The sequence below is a fragment of the Sphingobacterium detergens genome, from assembly GCF_003610355.1.
Classification (GTDB): Bacteria; Bacteroidota; Bacteroidia; order Sphingobacteriales; family Sphingobacteriaceae; genus Sphingobacterium; species Sphingobacterium detergens.
In genome coordinates this window covers 1,994,945-2,010,304 of the sequence record NZ_RAPY01000001.1, presented here as the reverse complement: position 1 = coordinate 2,010,304, position 15,360 = coordinate 1,994,945, and the positions used below count along the sequence as shown (strand labels likewise).

The 15,360-nt window shown below is 40.5% G+C and carries 10 protein-coding genes; 9 read left to right on the top strand and 1 reads right to left on the bottom strand.

The window, feature by feature from the left end; translation table 11 throughout:
• Positions 1 to 75: 75 nt before the first annotated feature.
• From DFQ12_RS08820 to DFQ12_RS08785, 8 genes are all read left to right on the top strand, one after another.
• Complete coding sequence (locus DFQ12_RS08820) at positions 76 to 1,275, top strand: transglutaminase-like domain-containing protein (RefSeq protein WP_120258565.1); 1,200 nt, start codon at positions 76 to 78, stop codon at positions 1,273 to 1,275.
• A 230-nt stretch (positions 1,276 to 1,505) separates the two neighbouring features.
• Positions 1,506 to 2,054 (top strand): sigma-70 family RNA polymerase sigma factor, encoded by a 549-nt coding sequence (locus DFQ12_RS08815; protein ID WP_120258564.1) that lies wholly within the window; start codon positions 1,506 to 1,508, stop codon positions 2,052 to 2,054.
• A gap of 60 nt (positions 2,055 to 2,114) precedes the next feature.
• Entirely contained in the window at positions 2,115 to 3,170 is a 1,056-nt protein-coding gene (locus DFQ12_RS08810) for a FecR family protein (RefSeq protein ID WP_167457214.1), read from the top strand.
• 109 nt (positions 3,171 to 3,279) lie between these two features.
• On the top strand, positions 3,280 to 6,615 hold the full coding sequence (locus DFQ12_RS08805) for a SusC/RagA family TonB-linked outer membrane protein (protein WP_120258562.1): 3,336 nt from the start codon (positions 3,280 to 3,282) through the stop codon (positions 6,613 to 6,615).
• A 12-nt stretch (positions 6,616 to 6,627) separates the two neighbouring features.
• Positions 6,628 to 8,256 carry a RagB/SusD family nutrient uptake outer membrane protein gene (locus DFQ12_RS08800; protein WP_120258561.1) on the top strand — a complete coding sequence of 543 codons (1,629 nt, stop codon included), beginning with the start codon at positions 6,628 to 6,630 and terminating at the stop codon, positions 8,254 to 8,256.
• 60 nt (positions 8,257 to 8,316) lie between these two features.
• Entirely contained in the window at positions 8,317 to 9,840 is a 1,524-nt protein-coding gene (locus DFQ12_RS08795; protein WP_120258560.1) for a hypothetical protein, read from the top strand.
• A gap of 7 nt (positions 9,841 to 9,847) precedes the next feature.
• Positions 9,848 to 11,839 carry a hypothetical protein gene (locus DFQ12_RS08790; protein ID WP_120258559.1) on the top strand — a complete coding sequence of 664 codons (1,992 nt, stop codon included), beginning with the start codon at positions 9,848 to 9,850 and terminating at the stop codon, positions 11,837 to 11,839.
• A gap of 274 nt (positions 11,840 to 12,113) precedes the next feature.
• A complete protein-coding gene (locus DFQ12_RS08785) occupies positions 12,114 to 13,700 on the top strand; it encodes a glycoside hydrolase family 16 protein (protein WP_208642474.1) in 1,587 nt (528 codons plus the stop codon).
• 84 nt (positions 13,701 to 13,784) lie between these two features.
• On the opposite strand, the gene DFQ12_RS08780 is transcribed toward DFQ12_RS08785, so the two are convergent.
• Positions 13,785 to 14,624, bottom strand: a complete 840-nt coding sequence (locus DFQ12_RS08780; RefSeq protein ID WP_120258558.1) for a helix-turn-helix domain-containing protein — start codon at positions 14,622 to 14,624, stop codon at positions 13,785 to 13,787.
• 169 nt (positions 14,625 to 14,793) lie between these two features.
• On the opposite strand from DFQ12_RS08780, the gene DFQ12_RS08775 reads away from it, so the two are divergent.
• Positions 14,794 to 15,360 carry a Crp/Fnr family transcriptional regulator gene (locus tag DFQ12_RS08775; protein ID WP_120258557.1) on the top strand — a complete coding sequence of 189 codons (567 nt, stop codon included), beginning with the start codon at positions 14,794 to 14,796 and terminating at the stop codon, positions 15,358 to 15,360.

Sequence of the window (15,360 nt, the reverse complement as noted above, 5' to 3'; positions counted from 1 at the left end):
TTCATGCCATTTTTATTGCGGCGATGGCTTGCAATAGCTCAGCAAAAATTAGTAACTTTATTTTTTTGAACTACTATGAAACTACGCTCTTTATTTTTTGCCCTATCGGTATCACTTTTTAACTTATGTCTAGCGCAACCAGCAGATACGCGTGCCAATGCTAAACAGGATAACAGACCTCTTGAAATAGCCCTTTCTAAAGCAGGGAAAAATAGGGCTTCATTGGAAAAAGTGCTCAAAGACGTGCCCAAAAATATGAAGGAAGGTGCAGTCTTCTTAATTTCCTATATGCCACAACGGGATTTGGAATCCTTAAGCAGCGATTTCTTATTGCGCAATATTGAATTGGCCTATCGGGCAAAAGAGAAGTTCCCTTGGACGAAACAACTACCAGATTCCATTTTTTTAAATGAGGTATTGCCTTATGCCGTGCTCAATGAAAATCGGGACGAATGGCGTGAAGAACTCTTTAATAGGTTTTCAAAGTATGTGGAGTCTTGTAAGACACTTCGTGAGGCCATCGCCGCTGTCAATAAAAATATTCGGGACGAAGTTATGGTTGATTATAACACAAAAAGAAAACGGCCTGATCAATCTCCCTCGGAATCCATTGATCAAGGGATGGCTTCCTGTAGTGGGCTGTCAATCTTGTTGACTGATGCATTTCGTGCAGTGGGTATCCCATCCAGGGTAGCGGGAACCTTAAACTGGTTTGACAATCGTGGAAATCACAACTGGTGTGAAGTTTGGATAGATGGGAAATGGTATTTTACAGAATATTACCCCGATAAAGAGTTGAATCGTTCTTGGTTCTTAGCGGATGCGGGCAAAGCAGATGCAAGTAACCGGGAGCATGCCATTTATGCTTCTTCTTTCAAAGCGGCAGAAACATACTTTCCTTTAGCTTGGGATACAAACTTGAAATATGTGAATGGGGTGAATGTAACGCCTACTTATAAAGCTTTATATAACGAGCAGCAGCAACAAATTAACATAGACAATAAGCATACGGCAATTTATGTTATTGCTTACGAGGGTAAGGACAAGACCACACCCGAAGATCGGAAAAAGTGTAATGTCGATATCTTTCAAGGAAAGGATCAAGTAGGCGGAGGTTCTACCAAAGATGCAAGACAAGATGCAAACGACCGGTTGCAGTTTGCAGTAGAAAAAAACAAAATATATACACTTAAGTATAATTGTAAACAAGGAACAGTGGAAAAACAGGTGAAAATAGAGAATGATCCTATGACAGTAACCATTTTCCTTGATTAGAGACAAAATCTTTTTAATTATAAATTGTACTCGCTCTCTTGTTAGATGACCCTTTAGAATCTGATAATAGAGCGATTTTTTTTATCTAAGATTTTTTATTAGTATTTCCTGTCGGAGAAAAACAGCTGTCTAATTGCGATTAAAGCTGAGAAAACCACGTTATGTAACTTTTTTTTTTGCAATCTTAAACTGAATTTGTTTAAATTGCCAATCGAATTGTGACACAACCAATGTATTTGAAACCTTTATCCGAAGAAAATAAGAGGAATATTGCTATTCATCGAGATGAAAACTCTTTTAAGGCCTATTTTTTGGCTAATTATGGGGTGCTAAAAAGTAATGCATTTTCTTTTATAAAAGATAAACAATTGGCTGAAGATGTAGTTTCTGAAGTACTTTGGAAAATCTGGTACTTGGGACCGGATCTTATGAATATCGTGAGTCTCGAAAGCTACCTCCTCCGGGCGATCAAAAATAAATGCCTGAACCTGCTCCGGGTTCGTCAGCTCGTGCTAACAGATGGCATTGAATATCAAGATACATTAATCGATCGCAATACACCTGAAGATATATTGATATCTAATGAAAGCATCCAACGCATCCAACAGGCTGTAGAATGTTTGCCGCCAAAAACAAAAGAAGCGTTTAAATTGGTGAAGGAAGAAAAGAAGACCTATTTGGAGACTGCGGAAACGATGGGAATATCTAAAAAAACTGTAGATAGACATATTCAAATAGCCCTTGGAAAACTATGGGCCTGCATGAAAGAAAAAAAATAATTTTTTTATTGGGGATTTTGTATTGCTTCGGTGTCTCTATCACAAATACACCGAATGCGCATGTTTTCATCTGAAGAAGAATACTTTTTATTTTTAGCCAATCGATTGCTTGAAGGAACGCTCACAGCAGAGGAAAGGATCGTTTTGGATAATTTACTGCGAGCAGATGAAAATAAAAGACAATTCATTGCCTTCTTGGAAAGTGAGCAGGAGGAACGGCAAAATATCGAGGCCGAGATTATCTATGAAAAGTCAAAACCTATAGAATTGGTTGCCGATAGGGATTCTAATGTCCACCCCTTTTTAAATCACAAAAAAATAAAAATAATATCCATTGCAGCCAGTATTTTGATGGTATTTGGATTGTTGACTTTTTGGTCTATAAAAAGAGACAAAGAGGAAAATATTGATTCAGAATGGCAAACAATTGTTACAGGAAAGGGAGAACGTAAATCGATCAAGTTAAGTGATGGATCTGAGGTCTGGCTTAATAATGAAAGCACCCTGCGACTGAAAAGTGGATTTGGAAAAACTGACCGGGTATTGCAATTAATAGGGGAGGGCTACTTCTCGATTGCCAAGAATCCAAATTTGCCTTTGACGATTAAAACAGCGCATGCAGAGGTGCTGGTACTGGGTACTAAATTTAATCTCCGCGCGATTCCAGATGAAAATATAACAACGACTTCGCTAATTGAAGGTAAGGTACAACTGAAAGTCGTGGAGAATAAGCAAACAAAAACCTATGAACTCCTGCCGGGAAACAAAATCTCTGTGGTTAATTCGGTGCTGGAGCCAAGCCATAATAAAAGCAAGCATGCTGTTATACAGCAGCAGGTAGCTTTTGAAAAACTTGATATAGTCGAGACTGAAGCTACGGAAACACTCTGGATGAAGAACCGTCTGGTGCTTAAAGGTGATGATTTTAATGCCGTTGCCCGAAAGATGGAACGTTGGTTTGGAAAACCTGTTGTTATCAAAACAGAGCGATTGGCGGAACAACATGTCACCGGCATATTTGAAGAAACAACGAGCGAGGAATTCTTGGATATGATCAAGCGAACCGGCATAAAACTAAATTACTATACCCTAAATGATACACTTTATGTAAAGTAAAATTAAAAAAGGGTATCCCTCATAGTGAGCAATACCCATACGTTTTAACCAATGGCATCGGACCCTAGGAAAGTAGGATGCCAATCGATTATTATTAAATACCAAAATTATGAAAAAAAAATCACATGTACTTTATCATGTGCCTATCTCGTATTACCTAAAATGGTTGTTAATGGCCAAATTTTTAATCATTTTCTTATTCGCATGTGTTGCAACTGGTCTAGCGAAAGAATCTAAAGCGCAGAAAACGGTTTCTTTACGATTTGAAGAGGTTCGGCTCAAAAATCTCTTAACTTCAATCGAAGAGCAAACCAAGATTAATTTCATCTATAACGATAATAGTATTTATGATATTAAAGTAAAGCGTGTTGATGTACGTAATAAAAAATGGACTGATCTATTGTTACCAATCTTAGCGAAGGAATCTTTGGAGATGGATATAGTAAGTGAAAATCGTATTATCATCCGTTCGATGACCAGATCGCAGGATAAAATAGCATCGGGTACAATCAAAGATAGCCATGGAAAACCATTGGCGGGGGTATCTGTGAAAGTAAAAGGAACAGACAAGATGACACAGTCCAATAGTGATGGACAATTCTCACTTGTGGTCGAGAACGAAAACAACATACTGTTGTTTTCCTATCTGGGTTATCTCACGCAGGAGCTTCCTTATCAACGACAAGGGATGTCAGTGGTGTTACAGGAAGATCTCGCCCAATTGGAAGAAGTTGTTGTCATTGGATACGGAACCCAGAAGAAAGCAACATTGACGGGTTCGGTCAGTCAGGTTTCGGGGAGCGAGTTGCAACGGTCGCCAGCACCTAACTTGTCCAATTCCCTTGCCGGGAGAATGCCGGGTGTGGTGGCCAACAATCGTTCAGGTCAGCCCGGGAGCGATAATTCTGAAATATTTATTCGCGGTAAAGGTTCCTTGGGAGACAATAGTCCATTGTATGTGATTGATGGGGTTGCCAACCGTGGTGGCATCGAGCGATTGAATCCGAGCGATATCGAAACTATTTCCGTATTAAAGGATGCTTCCGCTGCAATCTATGGTGCACAGGCCGCAAATGGTGTGATTTTGGTCACGACCAAACGTGGAAATGGTGATAAACCAACAATTTCTTACGATGGAAGTTATGGACTCTCCGAGCATACACGTACACCTAAGTTGATGGATTCTTACCAGTTTATGGTCTATGATGATGAAATCAACGCTCATTTTGGTCGAGTTGAAAAGTATAAGGATATAAAAGGAAAGTATTTGGATGGAAGTATCGATCCGCTGCTATATGCAAATACAGACTGGATGAAAGCAGTATTTAAATCAGCTCCGCAAACACAGCATTCGCTTTCGTTGCGCGGTGGTGATGAAAAAGTACGCTACTATGTCTCGGGTGGATACCTATATCAAAAACCGGGTTTCAAAAATACTGACCTGAATTTCAGAACTGTGCAGTTCCGCTCCAACCTCGATGCAAAGATCACCAAAGATCTGTCGGTATTGATTGAAGTCGCTACAAGACAGGAAAATCGAAACAATTCCAATTATGATATGGGGACCTTCTTTTGGGAAGCGTTCCATGCTTATCCGTTCTTACCAGATTACTATCCCAACGGATTACCAGGCCCGGGACTTTCCTGGGGTAATAACCTGACAATCCTCGCTGCAGGAAAAACAGGTTATCAGCATATAAAAGATAATTTTATAAATACAAAAGCTGGCTTCGACCTCAAAACTCCTTGGTTGTTGGATGGATTGAGTTTTTCAGGATATGCCGCATTTGATTCGAGATATCGGCATGAAAAGAAGCTCAACAATATGTGGGATGCCTATCGTTATAATCCAGCAACCAAAGAATATGACAATATTCGGGAAACAACAGGTGATGTTAATATAAACCTTTCCGAAAGAAATGATAACGATCGCATCGAAACCTGGAATTTTAAAATTGGCTATGATAAAAAATTTGATGCACATAGTATTAATGCCTTTCTTGCTTATGAGCAAAGTAAGAACAGAGGAGATTGGTTTTCAGCTTATCGCCGTGATTTCTTAAGTGATGCTGTAGATTATCTTTTCGCAGGAAGTGACAATCAAAAAAATAACGATGGGAAAGCAACAATCTCGGCACGCCAGAATTACTTTGGCCGGGTAAGTTATGGATTTAAAGATAAGTATCTCGCCGACTTCACATTGAGGAGAGATGGTTCGCAAAACTTCAGCAGCAATGCCCGTTGGGGTTGGTTTCCCGGTGTCTCAGCAGGTTGGCGTATCTCCCAGGAAGATTTTTTTAAAGAAAATGTTCCGTTCATCAATGAATTGAAGATTAAAGCTTCTTGGGGTAAATTGGGAAATGATCGCGTAAGTCCTTTTCAGTATATCAGTACCTATGTACTCGGGGATGGAGCAATGTTTGGTGTTGACCCTAAGAGAGGGAAAGGTTTTACGGTAGGAAGATTGGCCAACCCTAATATTACCTGGGAAAAAGTGGATACGAAAAATATAGGTTTTGAGTCTGTTTTCTTTAAAAACACGTTAACTTTTGACCTACAGTATTTCTATTCGATGCGGACTGATATTTTAACACCAAAGCAGGCCTCTGTACCTAAATATACAGGATTGACTTTGCCCGATCAGAATATCGGCGAGATTTCAAACAGAGGTATCGAGAGTAGCCTTCTATATCGTAATAAGGCTGATGATTTTAGTTATTCTATCGGCGGAAATTTCACTTTTGTACGCAATAAGATTCATTTCTTTGATGAGGCACAAAATACGCCGGAATGGCAGCGTAGAACAAACCACAGCATAGACTCTTGGTTGGTGTACAAAACCGATGGTATCTACCAGAATCAGGCTGAAATAGATGCTTCTCCACATTTACTGAATACCAAACCCGGTGATATCAAGTATATTGATGTTGACGATGATAAAAAAATTACAAGTAATGATATGGTCCGGATTTACGAAAGTCCAATACCCGAAATTACCTACGGCATTACGATGGGGGCGAAATGGAAAAATTTCGATTTGAATATCCTATGGTCGGGGCAGGGCCGTGCGAAACAGATTATCAAACCGGGAAGTTACAATAGAGATGTCACATATTTTGAAAACAGATGGACCTCAGAAGCAGAAACACCGAATGCGCTATATCCCAGAGCTTTTGATCGCGATGACACGTTTAATTCCATGAACTCGACATTCTGGTTGAAAAATGCCTCCTTCTTAAGACTGAAAAATGTAGAACTGGCTTACTCCCTATCACCAGCCATGCTCGAAAGGATCAAGATGAAAAATCTGCGTGTCTTTATCAGCGGTTTCAATCTCTTTTCCATCGATCAGATCAAAATCCAGGATCCTGAAGGGACACAAGCTGGTGGTATGTATTATCCACAGCAACGGATTTATAGTGTGGGGATGAATTTAAGTTTTTAATTGATAGATTACATGAAAACAAAGATAAAACTATATATAGCAATTTTTTTTACAGCTTGTTTTACATCATGCACTGATTATCTAGATGTCAAGCCTTTAGACTCTTTTACCGGAGAGGCTATATTTTCGGATGTCAGTTTAACGGAAGCTTATGTGAACAAGCGATATACGGAACTACGGGATGGGTTTGGAAATTTCGGTTTACGCTACATTTCCGATGAGGCATATCACAACTTCAACTCGGGTAATCCTTACTTATATAATCGGGGCGAGGTAACAGCAGATCAATTTGGTGACTACTCGACCTGGAACGCGTATTATGAAGGAATCAAGAACTGTAATATTTTCTTTGATAATATTGCTCAGCTCAAAGCAGACAAAGCGAAGGTAGACCGGTTGATTGGGGAGATGACTTTTCTGAGAGCATTTTTTTATGCGGATCTCGTTGCACGATTTGGCGGTGTCCCTCTGATTACAAAAACCTTCGATCTGAACAGTGATATGATGGTGCCCCGGAATACCTATGACGAATGTATCGATTTTATTGTAAAAGAATTAGATAAAGCAGCAAACTTCCTTCCCCTCAGTTATGAGGGAAAGGATTTTGGTCGCGCGACTAAGGGAGCTGCATTGGCACTGAAGTCACGGGTAACATTATATGCCGCTAGCGCTTACTGGAACCCATCTAATGATAAGTCCAAATGGCAAAAAGCTGCGGATGCAGCGAAGGCTGTGCTGGATCTCAATCAATACCAGCTCGATCCGAATTACAAACAGCTTTTTACGAGCAATAAGAGTAAAGAGATTATTTTCATGAAGCAGTTCAATACGGAATTTGGGCACTCCTTCGACTGGACTGATTCTCCGAACGGTTTTACAGGCTGGTCAAGAACCTGTGTACTCCAAGACATGGTGGATGCTTATGAGATGGAGGACGGTTCAATGCCTTCAGCACAACAGTACCAGGATGGTAAACCCTGGGAAGGGCGTGAGCCTCGATTCTATGCTTCTGTTGTCTGCGATGGTCAGCAATTTAGAGGAAGAGAGATTGAGTTCTATGTATCTTCTACCGGAAACAGAGCCAATAGTGGTAAAGACAGCGAATTCGGTATTGATGATTGGAATGCTTCGAAGACCCATTACACGATCCGCAAGTTTATGGACGAAAGTTTGCGCAATCCTTGGAACGATAAAAGCGCACAACCTTGGATTTACATGCGTTTGGGTGAGATTTATCTAAATTATGCGGAAAGCCAATATCAGTTGGGGAACGAGGAGGCCGCCCGTACTTACATCAATAAGATTAGAGAGCGGGCACGTGGAGGGAAGGCTGGTATACTTCCTGCTATTACAAGCACCGGGGCAGCACTTTTGGGGAAAATAGAACAGGAACGCCGCATAGAACTTGCTTTTGAAGATCATCGTTTTTTTGATGTAAGACGTTGGAAAATCGCTGAACAGACCGAAAACAAACCAGCACGGAAAATCACGATTGTGCGGGATGACCAAACGAAAAAGAAAAGTTATAAAATCGAGGTGTTGCAGGAGCGGAAGTTCTTTCCACAGCATTATCTGCTTCCGATTCCGCGAAGTGAGATTCAACGAAATGCACTGTTGAAACAGAATCCAAGTTACGACTAATCAACCTACCGCCCAGGGTCTGTCATGTACAGATCCTGGGTTCATTAAAAGCTAATCCTTATGAAAGCGATCTTATTACTCGCACTGCAGACACTATTTTTTGTAAGTTTATTCGCGCAAAAAAATGATATTTCCATTGATACAGATCATAAAGAGCTAAACGAAATCTTTGTGTGGGCAAAGCGGAAAGCGCGGTCTTTTGTTGTTACAGGAAAAAGAGGCCCAGTCAATATCCATCAGAAAAACCAAGAGTCAGCAACCGTTTCTTATTTACCTAGCTACTGGGCAGGCTATCCTTTGCGTACTGCGTTCTATTCACGTGATTTTTGTCATCAAGCGATTGGAGCTCATTTATTAGGACTGGAAGCTGAAAATTTCACTATGCTCCGTGCTTTTGCCGCGAGTGCTACCCCTAGCCGAAAATGGTTCCCTTTATGGGCTATTAATTTTGATGGGACACCTTACACCTTAGATTATAAAAATGACGATAACTTTGTGCGTGAAATTCCAGCTGTTTTTGAACTCGTTGAAAAGAATGCTCAGCTCTATGACTGGACCAAAGATCAACGTTATCTGACTGACTCCGCATTAAGACAATTCAATGCCAAAGCTGTCAGTGACTTCGTGCTAGCGCATGATCTTAAAAACCCGAACGGTGTTGCCGAGAGTGATGGCTCGGGCAATATCTTCAAAGGTACCGCCACCTATAATGAACATCGTGACCAGACTTTGATCGAAGCAGGCGATGGTATTGGTAGTCAATATCAGGCTTATATGGCTTTCGCTAAGCTGTCAGAGTTAAGTGGCGAGAACGCCCAGGCCAGGATCTATAACGAAAAGGCTAGTGCATTGCGGAACTATTTTAACAAGGAATGGGGGATAGTCGATAATAAAGAACTGTATAACCGGGGCTACGATAAGAATAACCTCCCTGTTGCTGGTTGGGGAAAAGAGAACTCTTGGTTTCTTCCCTTGAAAGAAATTACAGACCCACGATCGGACAGACATCTGAAGTATTTGAATTATATCGATGAACAGCTTGGCTCCAAAGAAGGATTGCCCGAAAATATAGAAGCAATTACCTATGTGCCGGAGTTATTTTTTAAATATGGGCAGAATGAGCGTGGCTGGAAATGGTTGAAATACATTATTTCAAAAATTAATACAGTGCATGCCATGGCAACATTGACTGGTAACAATGGCGATTACCCAGAGGTTTCTTTTGTGCTGATCAGTAATGTTGTACAGGATATGATGGGCGTTAATCCCGGGGAAAAAGGTAACGCTATAGAAACCTGCCCCCATCTTCCAAAAGAACTTGGCCGAGTGAAAGTGTCGAATGTCAAGATTGGTCAGGTACTGTACACGGTGGAGCAGCGTGCTATATCGGAAACGATCTTGTCTTATACAGGAGGAGAAGCGGTACAGTATTGGCAGGCTGGTTTTCCGGGAAGTCATCTTTATCTCTACTGTAATGGTAAAAAGATTAAAAGTAGCATTGGCGAAAAAAATGGCATTACCTACAGTTATATCGATGTGAAGATCACCGGAGATAAGCAATATCGTGTAACGACTCAATTATAGATAAATCATGAAAACTAAATTATATTATTGGAGTCTTGTTGCCATTAGTCTACTGCAGGGGAGTTTATCGTTCGCTCAAAATTCAAAAAAATGGACGTTATTGAAAGGGAATAAGATTGAATGGAAGGTTAGAGCGGGAGAGAATCACGAGGACCATATTGAAATGGCAGGTTTACAAACCGCTGCTGTCGTTTACTATGGTGTTCGCAACGGTCGCCTCTTATTGGACAAAAAGATCGTATTTCCCATGTTGCGAACAATTCCCAACAATACACATGCAAGCCTGACCGTACCCTTTCAAGATAATAAGTCTTTATTGATAAAAGTAGATGGTGTAGGGGTCGATGAGTATCCGCTGAGCTTTGGGCTCGATGGAAAATTAAGTGTTTATTCAAAAACGAACTCTCCGCTGGAGATACAGCGGACCTTATTTCCCGCAGTTGATAAGCCTGTTTTGATTGAACAGGTTAAGTTGGTTAATACGGGGAGTAAACCCTTGCAGATTGATCTGATTAACAAGTATTCAAAATTCTATTCCGACCCTGAAAAAAGTGTATATGGGCAATATGTCGTGCAGGCTTTACTAAGAGACAGCCTCGTCCCCAAACTTGAACCACTGCAGTCTTATCAATTCAATATTGTGTATGAGGGGAAGAAAATCACCGAACCAGCTTATCAGTATTCGCCTTCCTATGAATTAGGGAAAAGGGAGGATTTTGTGAAAGGCTTAGCCGGGGATCTTATTCTGGAAACACCCAATGATACGATCAATACAGCATTTGCCTTTGCGAAGATTCGTGCAACAGAAAGTATCTATGATACAAAGGGCGGATTAATGCATGGTCCTGGGGGCCTAAGCTACTATGCCGCGATATGGGCAAATGATCAGGCTGAATATGCCAATCCTTTCTTCCCATTTTTAGGCAATCGCAACGGCAATGAAAGTGCTATTAATTCCTTCCGTCATTTTGCCCGTTTTATGAACTCAGATTATAAACCGATTCCCAGTTCAATAGTTGCTGAAGGTGACAGTTATTGGAATGGAGCAAAAGATAGGGGGGATATGGCGATGATTGCCTACGGGGCATCGCGTTATGCCTTGGCATTAGGTAAGAAAGATATCGCTACCGAGCTTTGGCCATTGATTCATTGGTGTTTTGAGTATCTTGAGCGACAGAAGACAGATGAGGGCGTATACCGCTCAGACAGTGACGAATTGGAAGGCAGAGCTCCCGCAGGAAAGATTAATCTGTCGACGAATAGTATTGCTTATGGTGCTTATCGAAGTGCTGCGGATCTAGCCCGTGAGTTGGGTAAGGATGATCTTTCAAAACTATACCTACAGCGTGCTGGAGAACTTCGGAGCGCGATTGTTAGGTACTTTGGAACAGATGTGCAAGGATACTCCACGTATCGTTATTATGATGGAAATAGCATCTTAAGGGCTTGGATATGTTTGCCCATGACGATGGGCATTACCGAGCGAAGCGCGGGAACAATCGACGCATTGTTGTCAAAATATCTTTGGACCAATAATGGTATCCTGACACAATCCGGAGATAAGGTATTCTGGGATAGAGCAACATTGTATGCCTTTAAGGGATTTTTTATGACGGGTGCGACGGAAAGAGCGCTTCCCTATTTTAAATATTACTCTTCGATGCGCCTTTTGGGCGATCACGTCCCTTATCCAGTTGAGGCTTGGCCTGAAGGTGGACAAAGGCATTTAAGTGCCGAAAGTGCCCTTTATTGTCGTGTCATAACAGAGGGCTTATTTCATATTGTACCCACAGGGTTTCGTAAGTTTAGCATAAATCCCAGTCTACCAAAGGAATGGAAGTATATGCGACTTAGGCGCATAAGAGCCTTTGACCGTGTGTTTGATCTTGAAGTAGTTCGGAGAGGCAAACAAGAGTTCCTTGTTGTGAAACAACAAGATGGAACGATAATTCAAAAAATAATTTTAAAGAACCAAGCTATCAGTATCACCTTAAACTAAGCGAATAAATCGCTACAGGTCGTCCTGTAGCGATTTACTTTTAATTACATGCCCTTATAATGGGCCGGAATCTTGTATATCTTTCCATGTCCGTCTAGTTTCATGTACTCCGCGGATAACGAGCCATTGATATTTTTGTAGAAAAGGACTATGGAATTTACGTCTTTGTGTTGCTAAATTAAACAAACGGTTGCGTGTGGATCGGAGTTGTCAATGCTAATAATTCTCGTTATTATCGTATTGCTAAAGTAAATGAGTACTTAAATAAGATAAAGTGAAAAAATATATATCACTGGCGGCAGCTCAAATGTTGTCAGTTCTATTATTGTCAGCGCAAACGACCAAATCCGATGCTCCATTGCGATTGTTGGGAACAAGAAGTTGGATACGACTTGATATGAAAGATGGAAAGAACGATCTTTCGGGAGCCAAGCTGTTCTGGTCAAAGACGCATAGGAAGCCTGCTGTTGCCAATGCGGTACTGGCAGAGGGTACCAAACGCTATTATATCCAGCAGGTTGATCCTGAGACAACTTATTATGTTTGGGTCGAATCTGCGGCTGGCAGGCCTTTGGCGCAAGGGAAGTCCTATACCTCTAAAAGTTGGACTTTGGATGACGCCGAGCTCGAGGAAGAGAAAAGAAATCCAAGTTCAGCTGTTGTTCCTGTCGGTATGGAAATTTTTTGGCAGGACGAGTTTAATGATCAACTTTTAAACCGAAATAAATGGACCACCAATTATTTCTCCTCATTGAATTATCTAAATGAAAAATCAAAGCGGGAAATGTTGCAGGATCAATTACCCCAGCCGGCCTATACGCTTGACGGATCCGCAATTAACCTCTATGTGAACGATACCATCCCAAAGCGAATCTTTACAGAAGGTGGAAACCAAAAGATTTCGTCCATTCAGACCTATGACTGGAAAACGAATGAAAACCTGTTGGACAACAGTAAAGGTGGTTATTTTGAGGTAAAAGTACGCCGCAATCGTCAAGGTAACCCGAAAGGAACAAATACTGCATTTTGGTTTGATTCACCAGGACCAGATATTCGTTACTATCTTCAAGAGGGGGGCGAGGTTGACGGAATAAGAGGAATACGTCCAAAAGGCCAATTGTTTGAAATAGATGTGTTTGAATATATTACGGCTCAATTTGTCATCCACGGACATGTCGATGCGAAAGGGGTATTTCAACGTAATCTTGCCACACATATTGCCGAAGGCTATGAGCATGTAGGCCAGTGGGTTACCCATGGTGTGTTGTGGACTCCAACGAGTATTAAGCATTATATCAATGGTGATTTAATTAAAGAATACAACAATAAGAATCAAATCTACTCACCCAACCATTTTATGAATGTGTTTTTGGGCGCATACGGTTCCGAAGGTGGGGTGAATATGGAGGTCGATTACATCCGTGCCTATAACTGGCCCTTGCGTGATGGAAATGAGCTTCCTAATCCGGATTTAGAGGGAAAAGCTGGTCTTAAACCCTGGGAAGGAGAGGGTACGATTGAAGAGGGCTTAGGTGAAAAGGGGAGTAAGGCTCTTGTACTTGCTCAAGGGAAAAAGATAGAACAATACATTTATTTGGACCCGGAGCAACAATTTAATCTTAGGTATTGGGGCAGAGGTGGCAGTATAGCCGTAGCAGTAGACGATGTGAAGGTTGTGACCGGAGAGCTGTCGAATCTAAGCCAACAGACACTGGAGTTGGGTAAGAAAGGTAAAAAGTACGAAATTAATTTTGTGACTGGTCAGGAAATCAAACCAAATAAAAAAATAGTGCGAATAGCTTTTACGAACACTGGTAAGGAGACCATATATTTAGATAATATCATGGTAAAGAAGAAATAAAATAACTGAAACTAATCCTACCATAATAATGGAAATATGGCTCCATGTAGTTGAATAAAAATCAACACATGGAGCCTGTTTTTGTTAAAAGGTTATTGTACTCTTTTGGAACTCAGTTGGTGACATACCTGTTGAGCTCTTAAAAAATTGAGTAAAGACGGCCTGATCTTCAAATCCAAGTTGATACATGACAACTTTGATTGTAATGGGTACGAGACTCAATAGGCGCTTGGATTCGGTTAATATCTCCCCTTTAATTACTTTTTTTGGTGTTATATTGAGATGGTTCCGTGTCAGTATCGCGAGGTAGTCTGAGCTTACATTTAATTTTTTTGCATAGAATGTGACGTTGTGCTCTTTGTTGTAATGGAGCTTTACAAGCTGCAAAAATTCAAATAAAACAGATGGTATTCTAAATAAATTAATATCACTGATACGCTTCTCTAAAATCCTACTGATTTCCTGTAAGGTGACACGCGCCCGTGAACAAATGATTTCAAGGAGAGGTCGATCCATATGCAATTCATCTCCGATATTCCTTAACTCATCGCGGAGTTTCTCAAATTCCGATTGCGTAAGATTCTGTACGGGGTGTATTCTGTATAAATGAAGGCTAAAACGTAGTGCAGTACAAACCTTTTCAAAATTTATTTTGGCAATCCGAAGTTGATAGGTAAATGTATAATCCAAAATACTGAAATGGCTTCGTTGTCCCGGAAAAACAATATGTAGCTGATATCCCCGCATGATGTGTTTTTCCAAATCAATATGGTGGGCACCTCTTTTTGATTCAGACAGAGTGATAATAAATTCATCGTTCTGAAAATTTCTTGTTCTATGGAGCCGTCCCTGCCATTCGGTATAGAGCGTCTCATGATCTTTTTTTAGATCTCCACTTTTTTTGACGATACCTGTTTCAAACATTTTTTTAGGTTAAATAGGGTTATGTGTTATCCAAGTATATAAAAAAAATGAATGATAAAATTGAATAGTCACGTTTTATCCTGCTCTTTCTATTTTCTGTATCAGAAAAAGGTGTTTTTGAGATACGTATTGACCAGAAGTTTTTATCTTGTTTTAAAATTTGGATAGCATGGATAAAATCAAGAATTATTTTGACTCGCTCATTGCGATGGAGGCGGAGGACTGGGATATTTTTTCGTCAATGCTTACCAAGGCAGTTTTTCCGAAAAGATCACTGATTCTGGAAATGGGTAAAACCGAGCGCTATCTATCTTTTATTGAAAAAGGGATTGTCCGGTTCAATATTCCAAAATTGGATTACGATTTTACATTTGGTTTTGCCTTTGAAAACTCCTTTGTGAGTGCCTATGATTCATTCCTGACCCAAACTGCATCGTCCTATAATCTTGAAGCGATTACAGATTGTGTCTTATGGCGGATATCTTATGATGATCTGAATATCGTGTATAAAACGACACAGGTGGGGAATTTTATCGGACGAAAGGCTATCGAAGATATCTTTTTGAAGAAAATGAAACGTGAATTTACCTTACTCGAAGATTCAGCCAAAACGAGGTATGTCAATCTAATGCGGGAACAGCCTGAGTTAATTAAAAATATCCCCCTTAAATACTTAGCATCTTATATTGGGATTAGACCACAATCGCTAAGCAGAATCCGGAAGGAAATTTCTTAA

Coding starts and splice junctions, on each gene's coding strand:
- DFQ12_RS08820 (WP_120258565.1), top strand. CDS start 76: ATGAAACTACGCTCTTTATTTTTTGCCCTATCGGTATCACTTTTTAAC.
- DFQ12_RS08775 (WP_120258557.1), top strand. CDS start 14,794: ATGGATAAAATCAAGAATTATTTTGACTCGCTCATTGCGATGGAGGCG.
- DFQ12_RS08795 (WP_120258560.1), top strand. CDS start 8,317: ATGAAAGCGATCTTATTACTCGCACTGCAGACACTATTTTTTGTAAGT.
- DFQ12_RS08790 (WP_120258559.1), top strand. CDS start 9,848: ATGAAAACTAAATTATATTATTGGAGTCTTGTTGCCATTAGTCTACTG.
- DFQ12_RS08800 (WP_120258561.1), top strand. CDS start 6,628: ATGAAAACAAAGATAAAACTATATATAGCAATTTTTTTTACAGCTTGT.
- DFQ12_RS08810 (WP_167457214.1), top strand. CDS start 2,115: ATGTTTTCATCTGAAGAAGAATACTTTTTATTTTTAGCCAATCGATTG.
- DFQ12_RS08815 (WP_120258564.1), top strand. CDS start 1,506: ATGTATTTGAAACCTTTATCCGAAGAAAATAAGAGGAATATTGCTATT.
- DFQ12_RS08805 (WP_120258562.1), top strand. CDS start 3,280: ATGAAAAAAAAATCACATGTACTTTATCATGTGCCTATCTCGTATTAC.
- DFQ12_RS08780 (WP_120258558.1), bottom strand. CDS start 14,624: ATGTTTGAAACAGGTATCGTCAAAAAAAGTGGAGATCTAAAAAAAGAT.